We start from the raw sequence: 22,544 nt of genomic DNA, 5'->3' as shown, positions 1-22,544 counted from the left end.
CAAAAACAATAAAATGAAAAATTCAAAAATTTTAGCAATCGCATTAATCACTTTAGTAAGCTTTTCATCTTGTAACAATGACGATCCAATTGCAGTAAATGAGGAAGAAGTAATCACAACGGTGACTACAACTCTGACCGCTGGAAGCCAGACGATTACTATGACGTCGAGAGATCTTGATGGAGACGGACCAAATGCGCCAGTGGTAACTGTTTCTGGAGATTTATTGGTAAACACAACTTACACAGGAGCAGTGCGTTTCCTAAACGAGACCGTGACGCCAGTTGATGATATTACATTGGAAATAAAAGAAGAAGGCGATGAGCACCAGTTGTTTTTTCAGGCACCAGCAACAATAGGAGCTTTTACTTATGCCGATGCCGATGTTAACGGGAAGCCTATTGGATTGGCTTTTACTTTGAAAACAGGTACAGCAGCAGCAACTGGAAACATAGTGGTTGTGTTGAGACACGAACCAGCTAAAAGTGCAGCGGGTGTTGCAGCTGGGGATATTACAAATGCCGGTGGAGCAACAGATGCACAAATTACATATCCAGTTAAAGTAAAATAAGCACTTCATTCTGATGTCAACCATTTTAGAAAACGCTATTCGAAAGAGTAGCGTTTTTTTGGTTTAAGCACAAAAACCATTGATTACTATTTCAGTGCTTTTTTCGTATTATTGTGTATAGAATCGAATGAATTTTTATAACCCAAAATTATGATGCTACAAAACCAATCTGTAATTCCTGATATTAAAGCCATTATAACAGCTTCGAAAGACAAAGCAATTAGAGCGGTAGACAATGAAAGAACCTTAATGTATTGATATATTGGGCAACGTATTTTCGAGGAAGAACAAGATGGAAAGGACCGTGCGGATTATGGAGAGTATTTAACAAAATACATTTCACAACAGTTAGAACCCGAGTTTGGAAGTGGTTTTTCAAAACGGCAAATAGAATTATTTAGACAGTTTTATCGCTCTTTTCCAATTGCGAACGCACTGCGTTCGCAATTGAGTTGGACGCATTACAAACTAATTATTCGTCTTGATAGTCAAGATAAAATGGACTTCTACATAGCCGAAACGGTAAAAAATAATTGGAATACCAGGCAATTAGAACGTCAAATTTATAGCAGTCTTTGGGAACGACTTTTAATCAGCAATGATAAAGAAAGCGTACTTGCTGTAGCCAAAAACGAAAAATTGCCTTCGGATGCTAAAGAGATTATAAAAGACCCGATGTATCTGGAGTTTCTTGGGTTAAAAAGGGAAGCAGCATACTATGAAAGGGATTTAGAAAGTGCCATAATTACTCATTTGCAGGATTTTTTATTGGAACTGGGAAATGGTTTTTCATTTGTAGCCAGACAAAAAAGAATACATATTGATGGCGATGAATTCTTTACTGACTTAGTTTTTTATAATCGAATATTGCAATGCTTCGTCATTATCGAAATCAAAACAGATAAACTTACGCATCAGGATATCGGTCAATTACAGATGTATGTGAATTATTATGATCGAGTAGAAAAACTGCCTCGTGAAAATCCAACTATTGATATTTTGCTTTGTGCTAATAAAAATGACGGAGTAGTGAAATTTACGCTGCCGGAAAACGAGAAAAATATTGTAGCCAGTCAATATAAATTATACCTGCCCACGGAGCAACAGTTGTTGGAAGCTGTGAATATTGAACTGCAGAATTTTGAGCAAGGAAAGGACAATGAATAAGGTACTGTTCAGACATAAATGTTGACCAGAAAATATAGAACTATCAGCTATGAAATCAGTGTGAATCCGTTCAATCCGTGTCATCTGTGGCCGTATTTGAATTACGTCCGCAGTGCGGACACAATTGTACTGGCTTTAAAATTCATTAAACTTTTAACTTAAACTATAACTCGAATAATTCGTGGCGAAAAAAATAGTTGCTATTTCATTCAACCCAAATCCTATTCGAAAAGCAAACGTTTTTTTTAGTTTTATTTAAGACTTTCTCACCTTAACAACACTAACTATTTCCCTATTTTTGTAACAACCTAAAACAGAATCTAATGAAATGAGCATAACGTTAATTGGGTCGCAAGCACCAATGATGATATGTGAATTACATATGACCGATGAAAAACACTAAATATCAACATATGAAAAAAACTTTTTTAATAATGGCTGTATCTTCTGCAATGGCGACTTTTGGCCAAAACCCAAATCCAAAACCCATAACCTATCCCGTAACCTCTAAAGGGGAAACTGTTGATGTCTATTTCGATACCAAGCTTCCGGATCCGTACCGCTGGCTAGAAGACGACAAATCTGCGGAAACGGGTGCTTGGGTAAAAGCACAAAACGAAGTGACTTACGGATATTTAGCCCAAATTCCGTTTCGCAATGTCTTGAAAGCAAGAATGGAAAAACTATGGAATTACGAGAAAATAGGAGCCCCTTTCAAAGAAGGAGATTTTACGTATTACTATAAAAATAATGGTTTGCAAAACCAATCGGTGTTGTACAGAAAAGATGCCAAAGGAACCGAAACCGTATTCTTGGACCCCAACACCTTTTCTAAAGACGGAACCACTTCGCTTGGCGGATTGGATTTCTCCAAAGATGGGTCTAAAGTAGCCTATGCCATTTCAGAAGGCGGAAGCGACTGGAGAAAAGTCATCATCATGGATGCTATTTCGCAAAAAATAATCGAAGACACGATTGTCGATGTGAAATTCAGTGGTGTTTCTTGGAAAGCAAACGAAGGATTCTACTATTCCAGTTATGACAAACCAAAAGGAAGTGAATTGTCGGCGAAAACCGACCAACATAAACTGTATTTCCACAAGTTAGGAACCGCACAAAAAGACGATAAAGTAATTTTTGGTGCAGATCAAAAACGCCGTTATGTAGGCGGTGGCGTGACTGAAGATGACCGTTATTTGGTTATCACAGCGTCTAATTCTACCTATGGAAACGAGTTGTACATCAAAGATTTGACAAAACCCAACAGTCCTATTGTGACTATTGTGGATAATTTCAAAAGTGACAACAACATCATCGAAAACGAAGGCGGGAAATTATTCATAGAAACCGATTTAAATGCGCCCAACAAACGCATCGTTACCGTAGACGTGAAAAACCCGAAACCGGAAAACTGGAAAGATTTTATTGCAGAAACGGAGAATGTGTTGTCTCCATCAACAGGTGGAGGGTATTTCTTTGCTAACTATATGAAAGATGCCGTTTCGGTAGTAAAACAATATGATTATTCCGGGAAATTGTTACGTGAAATCCAATTGCCGGGCGTAGGAACTGCAGGTGGTTTTGGCGGAAAGAAAAAAGAGAAAACCTTGTATTATTCCTTCACAAATTACATCACGCCGGGTTCTATATTTTCATTCGAACCAGCAACAGGAACATCTGCGGTATATGAAAAACCGAAAGTAGACTTTGACAGCGAGAAATACGAGTCCAAGCAAGTGTTTTATACCTCCAAAGACGGAACCAAAATCCCGATGATTATCACCCACAAAAAAGGATTGAAACTTGACGGGACAAATCAAACCATGTTGTATGGTTACGGAGGATTTAACGTGAGCTTGACACCAAGTTTCAGCATTGCCAATGCCGTTTGGATGGAAAACGGAGGCGTTTATGCCGTACCCAATTTACGTGGCGGTGGCGAATACGGAAAAAAATGGCATGATGCCGGAACCAAAATGCAAAAACAAAATGTATTTGATGATTTCATCGCAGCGGCAGAATACCTGATTGCTGAGAAATACACCTCTTCACAATACCTAGCCATTCGCGGTGGATCAAACGGAGGATTGCTTGTGGGAGCTACCATGACGCAACGTCCGGATTTGATGCGAGTTGCTTTACCGGCAGTGGGCGTGATGGACATGTTGCGCTACCATACCTTTACCGCAGGAGCAGGTTGGGCGTATGATTACGGAACGGCGCAGGACAGCAAGGAAATGTACAACTACATCAAGGGATATTCTCCCGTACACAACATAAAAAAAGGGATTCAATACCCGGCAACCATGGTCACAACGGGCGATCACGATGACAGAGTTGTACCGGCGCACAGTTTCAAATTTGCTGCCGAATTACAGGAAAAACAAACCGGAACCAACCCAACCCTAATCCGTATTGACATCAATGCAGGACACGGCGCCGGAAAATCCGTAGCAGCAACCATTCAGGAAAATGTCGATATTCAGGCCTTTACGTTATACAACATGGGAGTGGTATTATTGCCAGAGTTGGAGTAACAACAATTGTAGGTAAGGATTTTACCCTGAGCGCAGTCGAAGGGAGGAGCTATTTCCTGCTGTACACTGTATCTTTTCCTCCGCCGAAAGTGGCGGAAGGAAAAGGATGCCGTTCCCATCAGGGCTAGGGCATTCGATTCCTCAGACGATTGTAATTGCGAGGAACGTGGCAATCACATCATAAATTGATAAGAAATTCAAAAAACGCTATTCGAAAGAGTAGCGTTTTTTTTGTCAGTTAGTTTTTTAATATTGATATAAAACAGACTATCTTTCGTACAATTAAACTTTACTTTTTTATAATTATTCATAAAATGTCAAACATTGTAAACGTCACTTGTGCCATTATCTTAATTGAGAATAAAATTTTAGTTGCTCAACGAAGTGATAAAATGAAATTGCCTTTGAAATGGGAATTTCCAGGAGGAAAGTTAGAAGAAAACGAGACTGAAATAGATTGTGTTAAAAGAGAAATTAAAGAGGAGATAAACATAGATATTGAAGTTATAAAAAAGCTTTCTAGTAGCATTTATGATTACGGAGTTTTTAAAATTAATTTAATTCCTTTTATAGCAAAATATATTCATGGTGAAATTAGATTGGCAGAGCATAAAGATTACAAGTTATTAGAAAAAGTAGAACTATTAAGTCTTGATTGGGCAGAAGCAGATTTGCCAATCGTTGAAGAATTTTTAAAACTCGAATTATGAACCAAGGACTGTATGAGGAATTAGTTACTAAACTAATCAACTTTAAAATAAACGAATTAGATAAAGATACTTTTCAGGTTAAGAAAACTTCAATTGATAAAGCCGAAGCTGCTCAATTATTATCGCAACATATCGGTAAAACAATTAAACATGCTTTCACTTTAATTAAGGGTGATGATGTTGTAGAGACACAAATAGAGATCGCTAATAAGATTATTTTATTTCTGAAAGAAGAATTAAAAAAAGAAGAGTTTGAGGATGATCTAATAGAAACAGAAGGTAAAATTCTAAAAGCTGTTTTTACAAAAGTGGATGCTCATTTCACTGATTTGGATTTGCATTTAAAAGAAATTACTCCTTACACAAGATTGATTCACAGTGAACTTTTTACAGGTGGAAATTCAGGGACAACTCTTGAAAGTGAATTGAGAAAAGAGATTTTATCTTCAGATAGAATTGACTTATTAGTTTCTTTTATCAAATGGAAAGGAATTAGGATTCTAGAACGTGAACTTAGAGAGTTTACGAGTCGTGGAGGAAAATTAAGAGTAATTACAACTACTTATATTGGAGCTACAGATGCTAAAGCAGTGGAGTTTTTAGCTTCTTTAGAAAATACGGAAGTAAAAGTTTCCTACAATACAGGTAATGAAAGATTGCATGCAAAAGCCTATTTGTTTCAAAGAAACACAGGTTTTCATACGGCATATATCGGTTCTTCTAATTTTTCCCGTTCTGCTTTAACGGATGGTTTAGAGTGGAATTTAAAAGTGACGACTAAAGAAGTGGGGCATATAATTGATAAATTCAAGAAAACATTTGAGGCATACTGGCAAAATACTGAATTTGAATTATATAATAAAAATATTCATTCTGTAAAATTAGTCGAAGCTTTAAAACAGGGCAAGTTTTCAAAAGAATACACTTTTACAACATCTTATTTTGATATAAAACCGTTTCATTATCAAAATGAAATACTTGAAAAATTAGAAGTTGAAAGAACGGTTCATAATAGATATAGAAATCTTATAGTAGCCGCTACAGGAACTGGAAAAACAGTTATTTCTGCATTTGATTATAAAAATTTTAGAAGTAATAATAAATCATCAAAGTTACTTTTTGTGGCTCATAGAAAAGAAATTTTGCAACAAGCACAAGCAACATTTCGAGGAGTTTTAAAAGATAATAATTTTGGAGATTTATGGGTTGATGGAATGGAACCAAATTCTAATGAATATGTTTTTGCCTCGGTTCAAACTTTAAATAATAGATTAAAAGATATTACTCTAACCCCTGAATATTATGACTTTATAATTGTTGATGAAGTGCATCATATTTCGGCATCGACTTATAGACCAATAATAAATTATTTCAAACCACAAGTGCTTTTAGGATTGACAGCAACTCCTGAAAGAATGGATAATGAAAACATATTAGAAGATTTCTGTAATCGTATAGCTGCTGAAATTAGACTTCCAGAAGCATTAAATAAAAAATTATTAAGTCCATTTCAATATTTCGGTATTACTGATAGTATAGATTTAACTAATGTAAAATGGGAAAAAGGGAAGTATGTAGCAAGTGAATTAACGAGCTTATATACAAAAAATAATATTCGAGTTGGAGAGATAATTAGCAATCTTGATAAGTATACAAATGATATAAATGATGTTCGAGCAATTGGATTTTGTGTGACAATTGAACATGCCTCTTTTATGGCTGAAAAATTTAATTTATCAGGATTAAAAGCAGAATGTTTAACGGCTAAAAATTCTAGTGAGCGAGATAGAATTAGAGAACAATTCAAGAAAAAAGAATTCAATTATTTATTTGTTGTTGATATTTTTAATGAAGGTGTAGATATACCCGAAATTGATACAGTTTTGTTTTTAAGGCCAACAGAAAGTTTGACGGTTTTTCTTCAACAATTAGGACGTGGATTACGTTTGTCAGAAGGAAAAGATTGTTTGACAGTTCTAGATTTTGTCGGGAATTCAAGACCTGAATATGATTTTGAAAGTAAGTTTAGAGCGTTAATTGGAAAAACAACAACTTCGGTTCAAAAAGAAATTGAAGATGATTTTCCACATTTACCATTGGGATGCTCTATAGTTTTAGAGAAAAAGACGAAAGTAACTATTCTTGAAAACATTCGAAAAGCAACATCATTGAATGTAAATCAACTGATAACTAAAATTAGAAATTTTCAACATCAAACTAGTCTGCCTCTAACATTAAATAATTTTATTGAATTAAATCATATTTCAATTGAAACGATTTACAAAAAAGATAATTGGTCGAGATTATGTCAAAGAGCCGGAGTAATTGAAGATTTTGAGAACATTAATGAAAAACAAATTTATTCTGCAATAAGCAATAAATGGCTTTCTACAAACTCAACAAGTTATTTTAACTTTATTCTTAGAATAGCGAAGCAAGGATTTGAAATTAATTTTAATGATTTCAATGAGAATGGAAAAGCTATGTTGTTAATGCTACATTATGATGTTTGGCAAAGTGCTGGGGGTTTTGATTCTTTAGAAAAAAGTATTAAAGCAATTAACAATAATAAAGTTTTAGTAAAAGAGATTATTGAAGTATTAGAATTATTAATTGACAAAGTTGATTTCAAAGAAATTGATATCCAATTGCCATACAACCAGCCTTTGAAATTACATGCTCGTTACACAAGAGATCAAATTTTAGCCGCTTTTGGTCTAAGTACTTTTGATAGAAAATCACCAAGTCGAGAAGGTGTAGCAGAGAATGTTGGTTTAAATACAGAATTACTTTTCATTAATTTAATTAAATCAGAGGAAAATTTTTCTCCAACTACAATGTATGATGATTATGCAATTAGTGAAACTATGTTTCATTGGCAAAGTCAAAATTCCTCAAGACCAGATATTGGTAGAGGTTTATCATATATAAAACATCAAGAAAATGATAAAAAGATTTTACTTTTCATTAGAGAAAAATCAAATGATGAAAAGGGAAATACTATGGGATATGTTTTTATAGGAGAAGGAAATTTTAAAGAAAATGAAGGAGAAAAACCAATGAATATCAAATGGGAACTTAGTGAGCCGATGCCGAATTATCTTTGGAAAGAATCTGCTAAAATGTCAATTGGATAATTAATCTACTTATCTTGCGTAGTTACTTGTCTAATCTCTGTTTCGTCGAGATAACAAACTTACTGGATAAAAGAGACGTAATAGGTGCGATTTGTCATTCCGACGCAGGAGGAATCACATAATATGAGAACTCTTTTGATCTTAAAATGTATAAAAAGAATGAATTTCATGGATTAATTCCAGCGGTTTATAACCTTGTCTTAGTCTATGAAACCTGAGGAATAACTTAAACAACAGGAGTCATGATTGAATTTACAGAAGGCTGTCATACCTATTATGTTTACATTATTACTAATAGGTATCGGACAACTTTTTATACTGGAATTACTAATAATCTTAAAGTGAGATTACAACAACATGAGCAAAATTTTATTAATGGGAACAAGACTTTCGCATCAAAATATAATGTTGAGTTTCTAGTTTATTATGAAAAGTTTACTTGGGTTCAACTCGCCATTGCCAGAGAAAAAGAAATCAAGGGTTGGCGAAGAGATAAGAAGTTAGATTTAATACGTTCCTTCAATCACAATTTTGAATTTTTGAACCCCTATTTTATAAAGGATAATGAGATTCCTCCTTCGTCGGAATGACAAAAAAAGAACTGCTCTAGTACTATAAAAAATCTGGAGGATTGTGTTAGTAAAATCCAATCCGAAATTATTTCGAGACAAAATCAGGAAAGACAATCCTGAACTTGAAACCAGAATCCATTCCCTTCCTAAATACCAAAATTTCTTTCTTTTATTTCCCAATGTTTTATTAATTCAGTCGTTTTTTTGTACTGCAATCGGTAAATTTGAAAGTGAACATTAAATAAATAAAAATATGACAGTACAAATCAACACAGACAACAATGTAGAAGGAAACGCACGTTTGAAAGCGTATATAGCGGATGAAATAGCAACAACTTTAGCACGTTTTGAAGATAAAATAACACGTTTAGAAGTGCATCTTGCAGACGAAAACAGTGATAAGTTCGGAGTCAACGACAAACGATGCCTGATCGAAGCAAGACCAAATAATATGCAGCCTGTGGCCGTTACAAATCATGCCGATACTACCGAAAAAGCCTTTCACGGTGCCTTGGATAAAATCAAAAAAGTATTAGAAACAACTTTCGAAAAAAAGAAAACCTATTAAATCGTTGTCTTTTGGGAAATACCAAAAAAAAATGACATTGTCGAATAAAGACAGTGTCATTTTTTTTTGCTTCTGATTCTTTTGAATCGGTCTATGCTTGATTTTGAAATAGTAAGGAAGCTAGGGCTCCATCTCTTTTGTATACATCTTCATAAAAATGCACAACACCATCATCACTTACCCAAGCAGTAAAATAACCAATATAAACGGGAATTTTATTCTTTAACGTGTACCAATATTCCTCGTCACCGTTCATCGTAGTTTCTATTCTTTCAGGATTCCATTTTTTATCGTTTTTCATGATCGCATTCGCCAAGTCTTTTGGTCTGGCCACACGTATACAGCCGTGACTGAAAGCACGGTCTTCTTTGCCAAATAAACTTTTGGAGGGTGTGTCATGTAAATAAATAGCATTCGAATTTGGAAATAAAAACTTGACCAATCCTAATGAATTTTCTGGTCCGGGTCTTTGTCTTACGTAATCGTCTTTCCATTCCATGTCATGTTCTTCCAGGTAATTAGGGTTCTTTTCAATGGCTGGCAGTATTTCATTATCTAAAATACTTTTGGGAACATTCCAATACGGTCTGAATACGATATGTTTCATCGGGGCGCTAAAGATCACCGTCTTGTGTAAAACTTTCCCCACCACAACTTTAGAAATTAATTCAGGTTCTCCATTTCTGAAAAACGTCAATTCATAAGCAGGAATATTAACGATAATTAATTCTTTAGATTTAGAAATGTCATTAGAAATCCAACGCGAGCGTTCCATATTGACCATAATGGTTTTAATACGTTCAGCTACGGAAACATTCATATATCTGATGTGTTCCGGCAGGATTGTTTTGTTAAGGGTGTTGCCGCTTCGTTTTTTGAATTTTAAAATTCCTGTTTCCAGTTCAGCGTCATAAATCGCACTTTTTGAATCGCGGGAAACATCGCCGGTCACCATTAATCGGGTTCTGATTTGCGCAATAGCTGTCGAACTATCTCCAGGTTTGTAGGATTTAACTTTTGGATCCAGTGCAATAGTTTTCCAGCCGCCTTTTTGCTGAATGACACGGTATTCCTGCAATGCATCTTTGAGTAGATAATATTGCTTCAAGACACCTTTCTCTTCCTTGTGAATTAATGAAGGATCGATCAGCAATGAATCTAAATAATTGACATAAGATTGTTTTTTTCTTGGCAAAAACCATCCCAGATCCCGCGATTTTTGGGTGCTGATTCCATCATACACTTTGTCGGCATAAAAAAAATATAGCGCGGAGCTTAGCAGCTCGATATCTAGATTTGCTTTTTGAATATCATCTGTATCGTCGTAAATAGCATCAATTTTTTCTCTGTAAGGAATAACAGTTTGAACGCCTTCCTGTGCGAAATTGTTGATTTTAGTATATAACACTCCTGCAAATTCATTCAGGCCGTCTTTATCAAACCAGATGTAATGAAATTGGTGTTTGCGATATAGTTTTTCAACATCAGCTTGATACATTTTTAACTTAGGATGCTTTTCAAAAAAAGTAGTAACCTGCGTACTGTCGAAAGAGGCATTATCTAAATTAACAGAACTGCCAGGATTTTCTGGGACATTATTTTTCTTTTTACAAGAAACAGCAGTCAATAGTATTGTAAAAACAATAATTAGTACAGGTGAAACTAATTTTTTCATAGGTTAACATTTTAATCGAAAAGAATTCATTGAAGATATTACAAAAATAATGCAAAACTAGTGCCATATTAACAGTTTTCAATTGGCTACGCTTGTACCGTTTGATAAAAGCTGCTTAATATCAAGGTGTATTTTTTTTATAAAAAACAGTAAATCACTATCAACAAGCAAGTTGTGATTTTGTTTTATCTTGTTATTTGATTTTTTTGCGTTTAAAAAATTTTCAAAAATCCAAAAATTATGAAAAAAATAGTCTGGAATTAAGCAAATGTTATTTTGTTTTTATCTTTTCCTTTAGAAGAGCAGTGGATTAGGGCAGGCTACAATCACTATTTTCTAGAGCGTGTTGTAAGTCGCAGATAAGGCTACTGTTTTTCCAGATTTTTGATCATAAATGCCACTCTACGAAATCACCCAGCAGTAAAAGCGAGTTCCAATTTGTAGTTTGAAAGCAACAGAAAAGCCAGTTTTTATACTACCTTTATTTCAAAAAGTAAAAGGGTACGCATGAATCAATTTTGGCAGCGCGCAAAAACATATTTCAAAACAGCAAGTTTCAGTAAAATACTCAAAAGAATTGGTTTTTTCTTTTTGGGATTTGTAGCCCTTAGTATGATATCATCGGCTGTTTTAGCACTTTATTTTCACAATAATAAAGCGGAAATTATAACCCGAATCAATGCAAAAATCAACGAGAATATTACCGGTGCAATTGATATTGGCGACATCAAATATAAATTTTTAAAGGGTTTCCCCAACATGACTTTGGCGTTAAGCCAAGTAGAGTTAAAAGACAGTTTATGGACCGTTCACAAGCGCACGCTTCTGAAAGCGGAACAAATTGAGATTCGTATCGATCTTTGGGACTTGCTTTCAAATGAGATAAACATAGGCAAAATCGAAATTCAGAACGCCACTTTGCATTTGTTTAAGGGAAAGGACGGCATTGTTAATACCAACATCTTTAGAGCCAAACCAAAAGGCGTTAAATCAAAAAGTTCGACCACTTCTTCTATCAATGAAATTGTGTTAGACCAAGTTCATTTCATCTCCGAAAATCAGCTGGGAAATAAGCTATTTGATTTTAATATTATTGCTTTAAAAAGCAAAATAGTTTTCGATGATGAGGATTGGCACACTAAGCTTCATTTGAAAACGCTGGCTAAAAATATGGCTTTTAATACCCGCAGGGGAAGTTTTATAAAGAATAAAATTGTGGAAGGCGTTTTGGAAGTTGACTTTTCGAACCAAAAAAATCAAATTAGTGTCACTACAAAAAACCTCGAAATAGGCAAAGAGTTATTCGATATTAAGGCGAATTTTAGTTTAGATAAAAATTATTCTCCTTTTGATATTGCGATTAGTACCACTATTTTATGGAAAGATGCTTCGGAATTGTTGAGTGCTAATATCAGCAGCCGAATCAATCAGTTTGACTTGAAAAAACCAATAAATGTGGATTGTACTATCATTGGTGATATGAATGCCACCGGCGATCCAGAAATTGTGGTGACTACTAAAATAAAAGACAATGAGCTCAAGATACCGGACGGAATCATTTCGGATTGCAGTTTTGATGCCAGTTTTACCAACCAATATAAAAAAGATGCTGGTTGCAATGATGTGAATTCCACGATTACGGTAAGCAACCTTTCCGGGAAATATAAAACGGTTCCTTTTACAATACCAATTGGAATTATTTCCAATTTTGAAAAAACAACCGCGGCAGGAAGTTTTAAATCAGATTTTAATGTGGCGCGACTCAATGAAATCGTCAATAAGGAATTTATGAATTTTTCTGACGGTCAGGCCAAAGTGAATCTGGAATTTAAATTTGATATTGTGGATTTAAAAATACAAAAACCGTTGTTTATTGGAAATGTCGACGTAAAAAATGCGACGATAAATTACGGTCCACGGAATTTGACTTTTGTAAAAACAGACATTCAGCTTGACTTCACCGAAGAAGCGCTGTTGATAAAAAAAATTAATTTTAAAGACCGTCGGAACACGGTTTTTATGGAGGGAAAAATCGACAATTTCCTGACTTTATATTACGAAAATCCAGAAAAAATGATTGTTAATTGGGAAATTTATGCTCCCTTTCTGGATGTGAAACAGTTTGTGGGCGTTTTTGCCAGTTCACGTCAAAAAGCTCCAAAGAAGCAGCAGAAAAAAAATGATTTTTCAGAGGAATTGTATTCCGTTATTGACAAAAGCCAAATGGTGTTGAATCTGAAAGCGGATAAAATGGTCTATAGTAAACTAGAAGCGACTAATGCCAAAGCCACGATTTTACTGCTCGACAATAAATTGATTGTGAAAAATGGTTGGGTACAAAGTTCCGGAGGGACTATTTCTTTTGACGGAAAATTGTCTCCAAATGGCAATAACTTCCTTTTGCAATCCAATGCAAAAATCAATCGGGTGGATATAGCGCGATTCCTGACTTCGTTAAATAATTTTGGAATTCAATCTTTTAAACCTAAAAATATAAAAGGATTTCTTTCTGCATCGGCTTCGCTAAAAGGAACCTTGCTCGCAGGCGGCCAATTGAAAACAAATTCACTTTTAGGAGCTGCTAAATTCGACGTGAGCCAAGGCGCTCTGATAGATTTTGAACCGATTAAAAATATAGGAAAATTCGCTTTCCCTTTTAGAGATGTCAATAATATTGTGTTTAGGAATTTGTCAGGAAACTTTAAAATTAATGGAGATTTAGTGCATGTCAATGATTTGAAAGTGAGTTCCAGTGTTTTAAACTTAGATGTAAAAGGTGTGTATTCTTTCAACAGAGGTACAAATTTAGAGATGACTATTCCGCTGAGGAACCCAAAAAAGGATGAGTTTATCACCGATAAAATCGAAAGAGCCGAGAGGCGCAATAGGGGAGTAGTTTTGCATTTGCTGGCAGTTGATGAAGATGGAAAAATAAAAATCAGATGGAACAAAAACCATAAATAAAAAGTAAATAACATGAAAAAAATACTGACTGTTCTTATCGTTATAACTTTATCCGGATGCAAAACCAGGATGGAACAACAAACAATTTCAAAAGCAGGCATCAATGCCACACTTGACGCCTGGCATAAAGCCGCGGCAACAGCTAATTTTAACGACTATTTCAGTTTAATGGCTGATGATGCTGTTTTTATCGGCACGGACGCGACCGAAAATTGGAATAAAGCCGATTTTCAAGTGTATGCAAAACCACATTTCGATAAAGGAAAAGCTTGGAATTTTACCGCTTTGGAACGTCATATTTATTTTGATGAAACTGGAAAAACCGCTTGGTTTGACGAATTGTTAAATACCCAAATGAAAATTTGTCGAGGTTCAGGAGTGTTGGTGAAAGTAGCGAACGAGTGGAAAATACAGCATTATGTGCTGTCAATGACGATTCCAAATGACAACTCAAATGAAGTGATAAAAATAAAAACTCCTATCGAAGATGCGATGATTAAAACATTGCAGTCCAGACAATAATTGTATCTAATCTGATGATCGATAAGTATTGGAATTTTCTTAAATCTCAAAGTCATTCTTGGGGTTTATTTGCATAAAAAACATCTTCCGGAAAGAAGAGGTTTTATGATTTAAACAGAAATACTACCAGATTTTCACTCGTTTTTCTGGAGCCAGATATAAAGAGTCAGTAGGTTTTATGTCGAAAGCGGTATAGAATTCAGGAATGTTACGCACAACGCCGTTGACCCTAAATTTAGCGGGTGAATGTGGATCGGTTGCGACTTGATTTCTTAAAGCTTCCTCACGCGATTTATTCAACCAAGATTGTCCCCATCCCAAGAATACACGTTGTTCTCCGGTAAATCCATCTAAGACAAGAGATTTTTTACCGTTAAGACTCATTTTATAGGCTTTTAAAGCAATAGAAAGTCCTCCTAAATCCCCGATATTTTCTCCTTGCGTAAATTCTCCATTTACATTGAGATCAGGAAATACTTTGAATCCGCTATACTGTGCGACTAATGCACTCGTTTTTTGTTTGAAAGCGGCTAAATCTTCAGGTGTCCACCAATTTCGCATAACACCGTCACCGTCAAAAGTGCTTCCTTGATCATCAAAACCATGACCTATTTCATGACCTATTATTGCGCCAATTCCACCATAATTCGCGGCATCTTCCACTTTTAAATCAAAATACGGTGGCTGCAAAATAGCAGCAGGGAATACGATTTCATTAAGCGGTGGATTGTAATATGCGTTTACGGTTTGCGGAGTCATTCCCCACTCGGATCTGTCAACAGGTTTTCCGAGTTTGCTTATTTGTCGGTTGTATTCAAAAGCGGTGGCTTTTTGCTGGTTTCCGTAGAGGTCACCTTTCTCGACTTTTAAACGGGAGTAATCTCTCCATTTATCCGGATAACCAATTTTTGGGGTGAATTTAGAAAGTTTGTCCAAAGCTTGTTTTTTAGTCTCAGGACTCATCCAGTCCAGATTTTCAATACTTTGACCATAGGCTTTAAGAAGGTTCTTAACTAACAGGCTTACCTGCTCTTTAGCTTCCGGAGAGAAATGTTTTTTCACATACACCTTTCCAACAATTTCGCCCAAGTTGCTGTTTACTTTATCGACACCTCGGCGCCATAAAGGCTGTTGTTCCTGGATTCCATTAAGGGTTTTGCCATAAAAGTCAAAGTTTTCATTGTCAAGGGCAGTGTTTAATGATTTCGCAGCTCCATGAACGGCGCTCCATTTCAAATAGGCTTTCCAAGTGCTTAAAGGTGTTGTTTTTATGATTGTGTTTAGTGATTTGAGGTATTCAACTTGCGTAATTACGATGTTTTTTTGGTTTAGAACTCCAGCATTTTTCAGCATTGCAGTCCAATTAAAATCGGGCATAAGTTGGTTCAAATCCTTAATTTCATACTTGTTGTAAAGTTTCACTATATCACGGGTTTGCTCTTTTTTCATGTGTTGGGCAGCCAAAGCACTTTCTAACGCCATGATTTTTGGAGCAAGTTCATTCGAACTATCCACTCCTCCCAGCTGAAGCATCTTTTCAATATGATTTACATATTTTTTTCTTATTTCCTGAGATTTGGTATCTTCAAGCGAGTAATATTCTCTGTCGGGTAAACCTAAACCACCTTGCCAAGTAAGAAGCATATATTGCGTAGGATCTTTTAAATCTTCGATAACTCCAACAGAAAAAGGAATATTGCTCCCTTCTCTGTTCGCATTTCCAAAATAAGCGGCCAGATCAGTATAGTTGGTTATAGCATCAATTTTTTTGTATTCCGGAAGTAAAGGTTTAATTCCTTTTTGATCGCGACTTCTAATATCCATAAAAGATTCGTAGAAGTCCCCAATTTTTTGTTCATCGGAACCCGCTGCAAAATTGCCTTTGGCAGAAGCCTCGATAATTGCTTTCACGTCTTCTTGTGATTTTTCGTGAACCATATATCCAATACCATAAGAGGCTTTGTCAGCAGGTATTTTAGTGTTTCGCATCCAATTGCCATTGACATACGCATTAAAATTATCTCCAGGTTTAACGGATGTATCCATGTTTCCTGTATTAATACCGGAAAGGACTTTGTCTATTTTTTCTAAAGTGGTAAAAGCAACCGAAAGTAGAACGGTGCCTAGTACTAAAAGCAGAATTTTAAACTGGTTTGGTTTTGATTTCATAATTTTTATTTTTTAGAATATCAAATGTAGATAAAAAAAGCGATATGAATATAATAAATTGATTATTAGGATTTTAAATTGTAATAATTTTCACTTCGAATACAGTAAACTTTTAAAATTGCTCGTTTTTTAGAATCTTATTTATCAAAAATTGCATCGTCAGCAGTCACTCGATTAGCTGCTGTTGTTGATATAAAAATAATATTTTTAATCAGCGGAAAAAAGTAATTCAGCTAAGCGGTCATCCCTCTGGTAGATATCGTTAAAAAAGCTGATGTCTCCGGAATCATTTACCCAAGTCGTGAAATAACCAATATGAACAGGAATTCTCTTTTTAAGAATGCACGTGATTTCTTTTTCGCCTTTCATTGCTTGGTTAATCCGTTCCACAGGCCAGTCAGGATCATTTTTTAAAATTAGATAAGCCAGCTCTTTGGCGTTGTTCACATTGATGCATCCATGACTGTATGCGCGGTACTCGGATTCAAACAAGCTTTTAGCCGGAGTATCGTGCAGGTAAATATCATTTGAGTTGGGAAAGATAAACTTAACGAGTCCCAGCGGGTTATTAAGTCCGGGTTTTTGTCTCAGTTTTCCTTTATTCCACTCCATATTATTAGCTTCTAAATAATTTTTATCTCGATCTAGCGCAGTCTTAATTTCGCTATCGACGATACTTTTGGGGATATTCCAATACGGGCTAAAGACAATATGACTCATGTTACTGCTGAAAATTACTGTTTCATTCATTGTTCCGCCTACAAACACATTTGATTCAAATTCGGTTTTGCCGTTTCTTTTGAAGATTAATTTGAAAGAAGGAATGTTAATAATGATATATTCCTCAGCTTTTGTGAGTTCAGGGGCAATCCAGCGGCAACGTTCCATGTTGACCATAATGGTTTTAATGTAATTTTCAATAGGAATATTCATGCGCTGAATGTGGCTTTTTGTAATGCTGTAATCAGCTTTATAACCGTTTCTTTTTTTGAAATTCAAGATTCCTTCCATCAACTCTTGATCATAGTCGTTACTTTTAGAATCATGTTTTAAATCTCCGGTTACCAGCAGTCTTTGCCTGATTTGGCCTATAGCTTTTGCATTATCTGTGGGTTTATATTCCCATACGCTAGAATCAAGACTTATCAGATTCCATTCCCCGTTTTCTTCTATTTTTCTGTATTTCTTTAAAATTTCGCGCAATTTATAATATTGTCCAAAGAGCTGTTTCTCATTTTTATCCAATAATTGAGGATCACCTAACAATGAATTTAAAAGACTGAGATACGAGAGATTTTTTGCGGGTAAAAACCAGCCTACTTCTCTTATTTGTTCGATATCGATACCTTGGTACACTTTTTTGGCATAGAAGATATACATTGCCGACAATAATAATTCGCTTTCAGTAGCAGTTAGTTTTTCTGAGGAATTCTCGCTGAATATAAGGTCAATTTTGTCTTGATATGCTAACTGCGACTTTACGCCTTCTTGCGCAAGTTGATTTACTTTGGAGTATAATAAATTTGCAAACTCAATAAGGCCTTCACTGTCATACCAGATCGAATTGTACTTTCTTTTTTTGTACAAAGCATTAACATCCGATTTGTATTTTTTTAAATTGGAATATTTTTTAAAAAATCGAACAATAACGGTACTGTCAATTTTGACAAGCGATTTTTCTGCTTTGTGCTGAAAAAACGCATCAGCACAAGAAATTTTACAATCCGTCAGATTATTATTTCTATTGGGATAAACCGTGGTTATTGCCAATCCGAATAGTAAAACTGCAAGAGATAAAGCATTATTTCTCATGACAACAGTATTTATATAAAGGTACAGAAATAATTTGTTGGCCGAAAGTGAATTAACAGTGAAGTTGCCGTTGTATAAATGGGATTAGATATAGCGAATTTTTATTTTTCATCGCTACGCTATTCGGTCTGATATAATTCCTTAATTTTGCCAAAATATTTGTAAAAGCGTGGGAAGTAAAAATAAACTTAAGAGATTCAAGGAAAACGAGACATTCGAAAACGTTTTTCAACCAACAAGAGAAGAAGTAGTAGGCGATTTGTTTCCGCTAAAAGGGAAATGGAATTCGGATTTTTTCCAAAATGAAAACCCATTGGTACTGGAATTGGGTTGTGGAAAAGGAGAATATTCAGTGGGCCTTGCGGAGAGATATCCTAATAAAAATTTTATTGGAATCGATATTAAAGGAGCACGTTTCTGGCGTGGTGCCAAAACAGCTGTTGAAACGGGACTGCGAAATGTAGCTTTCATTCGGACTCAAATTGAATTAATCAATCATATTTTTTCCGAAAATGAAGTGGATGAAATTTGGATTACTTTTCCAGATCCGCAAATAAAATACAAGCGCACGAAACACAGAATGACCAATTCGGAGTTTTTGCAATTGTATAAAAAAGTACTCAAAAAAGACGGTGTTGTAAATCTAAAAACAGACAGTGAATTCATGCATGGTTATACCCTTGGGTTGCTTCACGGAGAAGGTCACGAAGTTTTGTATGCCAATCACAATGTGTATGTCAATGAAGGAAGTCCGGAGGAAGTGACTGCTTTTCAGACGTTTTATGAAAAACAATATTTGGAAGTTAATAAAGCAATTACGTATATTCGGTTTAAAATTAAAGAATAGTTGCATTTAGATTTGGAATAGTTTCCCCTTTTTGATCTCTGGTACTTCACTTATGAACTTAATCACTTCCTTATTTTTGGGTTTTGTTACTGCCTTTGTAGGAATTACGCCTCCTGGGCTAATCAATATGACAGCGGCAAAAGTGAATCTGAAGGAAGGGAAAAGGAGCGCTTTTTGGTTCGTATTAGGCGCGGTCATTGTTATTTTTTTTCAAGCTTATTTAGCGATATTGTTTGCACAATTCATTGAAGGCCGACCTGATGTGATTGTTTTACTGCGTGAAGTGGGTTTTGGGATTTTCACATCGTTGTCTATTTATTTTTTGCTGATTGCCAAAAAGCCAAAAGTTAAAAAAGGGAAAATCAAGAAAAGGAGTACATCTACCCGGTTTTTTCTTGGAATGTTGCTCTCCGGACTTAATTTTTTCCCAATTCCCTACTATGTTTTTGTAAGCATTACTTTGGCTTCCTACAATCTCTTTTTGTTTGATATGACCAATGTTTCCGTTTTTGTAACTGGTGTCGTATTAGGTTCTTTCTTTGTTTTTTATTGTTATGTCACTTTCTTTCAAAAAATTCAAGACAAGACTGATTATTTCATGCGCAATATGAATAAGATCATAGGAACAATTACAGGAGTGATTTCGCTGATTACTTTGATCAATATTATTCGCTATTATTTGAAGTAGTTTTTTAAAATAAAATATAGAAACCTTTTTTATCAAGTTTACAAACATGTCAAATGACAATTTTTTTGAACGTGTGTACGCCATCGTAAGACAAATTCCTTTCGGGAAGGTCACTTCTTATGGTGCTATTGCAAAGGCTTTGGGAACCGCTCGTTCTGCCAGAATGGTTGGTTGGGCAATGAATGCTTCTCATAATCTACAAGATGTTCCGGCACATCGTGTGGTGAACAGAAAAGGATTGCTCACAGGAAAAATGCACTTTGAAGGAACCAATTTGATGCAGCAATTATTGGAAAACGAAGGAATTATTGTGGTTGATAATCAGATTATGGATTTCGAAAAGCACTTCTGGACGCCTAAAAGCATTTAGTAATGATTTTTGCATTGGGATGTTTATATTTCTGTTTAATAAAACAACTCCCATTGAAAATATAAAATTGATTTTATTCTTTCCCTCAAGAACTACAACGTAATAGCCGCCTTTTTCCTGCTAAAACTTTCTATCTTTTATTTATATACCTGATATATATCATGCCGGGCACTCTTTTATTGTCGGAGATTTGCAGTATAATTTAAAACAATTACCAAATGAAAAAGTTAAAAATAAATCAAAATATTTTTTTAGCCTTCCTTTTATTATTTTGTTCAATCTCCACTTTAAAGGCTCAAGATTCTAAAGTTGTGCTTTCGGAAAGTAAACTAACAGTGTTAGGAACTTCAAATGTTCATGATTGGGAAATTGAAGCTAAAGCGATGAACGGGAAATCCCATTCTACGATTGTAGGCGGTGTTCTAAAAGGTATTAAAAGTTTAGATTTTACAGTCGAGGTTGAGCAGTTAGTAAGCGGGAGGAAAGGTATGGATGCAAATACACTAAAAGCTTTAAATAGCAAAACGTATAAAAATATACAGTTTAAGTTGGTAAATGTTGCAAAAATCACTAGTACTTCTAGTAACCAGTATACGGTAGAAACACAAGGTGATTTAACGGTTTCTGGTGTTACGAAAAGAATAAATCAAATCTTTCTGGTTAAGGTTCAGGGGTCAAAAACAATTTTTTCAGGAAAAACGAAAATTGATATGACGCAGTATAATATCAAACCTCCAAAAGCGCTGATGGGTACTATAAAAACCGGTGCAGTTGTGATAGTAGATTTTAAAGTGACTTACAACTAAATAATAATAAAAATAATAAATATTCAATATGAAAAGAATTTGTCTTTTAGCTACCGCTTTATTAAGTATGGTTGCGGTTAATGCTCAAAATACTTTTGGGCACATACAAAACCAAATTACACGAGATCAAAACGGAATTAATCAGTTTGATGTAAAAAAAGATTCGGTCGAATTTAAAGGAATCAGCGTGGATTTAGGAGCTGCCTTTGCGTTGCAATTTCAAGGAGTAAAATCATATAATGACCAAAAGAATTTAGCAGCGCCAATTGCAAATTACAGATTGAACAATCTGGAAAACAATTTTAATTTGCCTACAGCGAATTTAACTATTGGAGCTCAATTGTTTGATGGAGTTCGTGTCAATTTAGATCTTTATCTTGCGTCACGACACCACAATGAAACATGGGTAAAAGGAGGATATTTACAAATTGATAAGTTAGACTTTATCAAAAAAGATTTCATGTCGGAGATTATGAAATATGCTACCATTAAAATTGGGCAAATGGAAAACAACTACGGTGATGCCCATTTCAGAAGATCAGATAATGGAAATGCTTTTGCAAACCCTTTTATCGGAAATAATATAATGGATGCATTCATTACAGAAATGGGAGCTGAAGTGTATTACAACAGAGGAAGTTTCGTAAGTATGGTAGGAGTTACTAATTCAAAATTAAATCAAAATGTTAAAGAAATAATTCCGGGAACTTCTACTGCTGCGGCTCCTGATCAAAACACTACTATTAGCCCTACTATTTTGGCTAAATTAGGATACGACAAACAAATTGATGCAGATTTGAGAGTTAGAATCTCAGGGTCTTTATTCCACACTTCGAATTCAAGTGGAAATTTGTACACTTCTGACAGAGCAGGAAGTCGTTTTTACGGTGTAATGTCTCATGCTGCTTACACAGGAGTTTCAGGCGCAGTAGCGGACAACTTTGATCCTGCGTCAAATAAAGATACCGGTAGATTCAATCCTGGGTACGGCAACTGGGCAACTTCATATATGATTAACCCGTTTGTGAAATTTAAAGGAATAGAGTTCTTTGGAACTTTAGAATTTACTTCAGGGGGAGATGCAAAAGGGGTTGACAATACACGTACAGTGAACCAATATGTTGGAGATCTATTGTACAGATTCGGTAAAAATGAAAGTTTTTATATAGGAGCAAAATATAATGTAGTAAACGGAAAATTAAGAAATGCTGATGCTGAAGCGGTAACTGTAAACAGATTTGAAACAGGACTTGGTTGGTTTATGACAAAAAACATTTTAGCGAAAGCAGCTTACGTTAATCAAAGCTATAAAGATTTCAGTCAATTTACCAATGGAAATCCAAATGATTTATTTGGAGGAAACTTCAACGGGATAATGTTTGAAGCCGTTATTAGTTTTTAAATATTAAATTAATAAAGAGAAAGGCGA

At 35.1% G+C, this 22,544-nt stretch carries 17 protein-coding genes; 14 read left to right on the top strand and 3 right to left on the bottom strand.

Annotated features, from left to right (window positions below; genetic code table 11):
• The first annotated feature begins 13 nt into the window (after window positions 1–13).
• The 7 genes from E0F89_RS09480 (at window position 14) to E0F89_RS09450 (ending at window position 9,262) form a co-directional block, all read left to right on the top strand.
• On the top strand, window positions 14–571 hold the full coding sequence (locus tag E0F89_RS09480) for a type 1 periplasmic binding fold superfamily protein (RefSeq protein ID WP_131909556.1): 558 nt from the start codon (window positions 14–16) through the stop codon (window positions 569–571).
• A gap of 261 nt (window positions 572–832) precedes the next feature.
• Window positions 833–1,738 carry a PDDEXK nuclease domain-containing protein gene (locus E0F89_RS09475; RefSeq protein WP_317126095.1) on the top strand — a complete coding sequence of 302 codons (906 nt, stop codon included), beginning with the start codon at window positions 833–835 and terminating at the stop codon, window positions 1,736–1,738.
• A 434-nt stretch (window positions 1,739–2,172) separates the two neighbouring features.
• Window positions 2,173–4,275, top strand: a complete 2,103-nt coding sequence (locus E0F89_RS09470; RefSeq protein WP_243699506.1) for a prolyl oligopeptidase family serine peptidase — start codon at window positions 2,173–2,175, stop codon at window positions 4,273–4,275.
• Between the two features lie 314 nt (window positions 4,276–4,589).
• On the top strand, window positions 4,590–4,985 hold the full coding sequence (locus E0F89_RS09465; RefSeq protein ID WP_243699504.1) for a (deoxy)nucleoside triphosphate pyrophosphohydrolase: 396 nt from the start codon (window positions 4,590–4,592) through the stop codon (window positions 4,983–4,985).
• Window positions 4,982–8,122, top strand: coding sequence for a DUF3427 domain-containing protein (locus tag E0F89_RS09460; protein ID WP_131909554.1), 3,141 nt, complete (start codon window positions 4,982–4,984; stop codon window positions 8,120–8,122). The genes E0F89_RS09465 and E0F89_RS09460 overlap by 4 nt, the downstream gene beginning before the upstream one ends.
• Window positions 8,123–8,364: 242 nt before the next feature.
• The gene (locus E0F89_RS09455) at window positions 8,365–8,712 is read left to right on the top strand and encodes a GIY-YIG nuclease family protein (protein WP_131909553.1); all 348 of its coding nucleotides are present in this window, start codon (window positions 8,365–8,367) and stop codon (window positions 8,710–8,712) included.
• 235 nt (window positions 8,713–8,947) lie between these two features.
• On the top strand, window positions 8,948–9,262 hold the full coding sequence (locus E0F89_RS09450) for an HPF/RaiA family ribosome-associated protein (protein ID WP_131909552.1): 315 nt from the start codon (window positions 8,948–8,950) through the stop codon (window positions 9,260–9,262).
• A 91-nt stretch (window positions 9,263–9,353) separates the two neighbouring features.
• Here the strand turns inward: E0F89_RS09450 and E0F89_RS09445 are convergent, their stop codons facing one another.
• The gene (locus E0F89_RS09445) at window positions 9,354–10,937 is read right to left on the bottom strand and encodes a L,D-transpeptidase family protein (protein ID WP_131909551.1); all 1,584 of its coding nucleotides are present in this window, start codon (window positions 10,935–10,937) and stop codon (window positions 9,354–9,356) included.
• Window positions 10,938–11,444: 507 nt separating this feature from the next.
• On the opposite strand from E0F89_RS09445, the gene E0F89_RS09440 reads away from it, so the two are divergent.
• The gene (locus tag E0F89_RS09440; protein WP_131909550.1) at window positions 11,445–13,901 is read left to right on the top strand and encodes an AsmA family protein; all 2,457 of its coding nucleotides are present in this window, start codon (window positions 11,445–11,447) and stop codon (window positions 13,899–13,901) included.
• A 12-nt stretch (window positions 13,902–13,913) separates the two neighbouring features.
• Window positions 13,914–14,423, top strand: a complete 510-nt coding sequence (locus E0F89_RS09435; protein ID WP_131909549.1) for a nuclear transport factor 2 family protein — start codon at window positions 13,914–13,916, stop codon at window positions 14,421–14,423.
• Window positions 14,424–14,546: 123 nt separating this feature from the next.
• On the opposite strand, the gene E0F89_RS09430 is transcribed toward E0F89_RS09435, so the two are convergent.
• Together E0F89_RS09430 and E0F89_RS09425 are read right to left on the bottom strand one after the other, a co-directional pair.
• A complete protein-coding gene (locus E0F89_RS09430) occupies window positions 14,547–16,592 on the bottom strand; it encodes a M13 family metallopeptidase (RefSeq protein ID WP_131909548.1) in 2,046 nt (681 codons plus the stop codon).
• Between the two features lie 207 nt (window positions 16,593–16,799).
• Window positions 16,800–18,404 carry a L,D-transpeptidase family protein gene (locus E0F89_RS09425; RefSeq protein WP_131909547.1) on the bottom strand — a complete coding sequence of 535 codons (1,605 nt, stop codon included), beginning with the start codon at window positions 18,402–18,404 and terminating at the stop codon, window positions 16,800–16,802.
• Between the two features lie 169 nt (window positions 18,405–18,573).
• On the opposite strand from E0F89_RS09425, the gene trmB reads away from it, so the two are divergent.
• The 5 genes from trmB to E0F89_RS09400 all read left to right on the top strand — a co-directional run bounded on the left by trmB (window position 18,574) and on the right by E0F89_RS09400 (window position 22,517).
• Complete coding sequence (gene trmB, locus E0F89_RS09420) at window positions 18,574–19,251, top strand: tRNA (guanosine(46)-N7)-methyltransferase TrmB (protein WP_131909546.1); 678 nt, start codon at window positions 18,574–18,576, stop codon at window positions 19,249–19,251.
• A gap of 52 nt (window positions 19,252–19,303) precedes the next feature.
• Window positions 19,304–19,939 (top strand): LysE family transporter, encoded by a 636-nt coding sequence (locus E0F89_RS09415; protein WP_131909545.1) that lies wholly within the window; start codon window positions 19,304–19,306, stop codon window positions 19,937–19,939.
• A 46-nt stretch (window positions 19,940–19,985) separates the two neighbouring features.
• Window positions 19,986–20,309, top strand: a complete 324-nt coding sequence (locus tag E0F89_RS09410) for an MGMT family protein (RefSeq protein ID WP_131909544.1) — start codon at window positions 19,986–19,988, stop codon at window positions 20,307–20,309.
• 218 nt (window positions 20,310–20,527) lie between these two features.
• Window positions 20,528–21,115, top strand: a complete 588-nt coding sequence (locus tag E0F89_RS09405) for a YceI family protein (protein WP_131909543.1) — start codon at window positions 20,528–20,530, stop codon at window positions 21,113–21,115.
• Window positions 21,116–21,143: 28 nt separating this feature from the next.
• Window positions 21,144–22,517, top strand: a complete 1,374-nt coding sequence (locus E0F89_RS09400; protein ID WP_131909542.1) for a hypothetical protein — start codon at window positions 21,144–21,146, stop codon at window positions 22,515–22,517.
• The last annotated feature ends 27 nt before the right edge of the window (window positions 22,518–22,544 follow it).

Source organism: Flavobacterium caseinilyticum (assembly GCF_004349085.1).
Taxonomy (GTDB): domain Bacteria; phylum Bacteroidota; class Bacteroidia; order Flavobacteriales; family Flavobacteriaceae; genus Flavobacterium; species Flavobacterium caseinilyticum.
The sequence above is the reverse complement of the archived record's forward strand: the minus strand, read 5'-3'. Positions and strand labels throughout refer to the sequence as shown.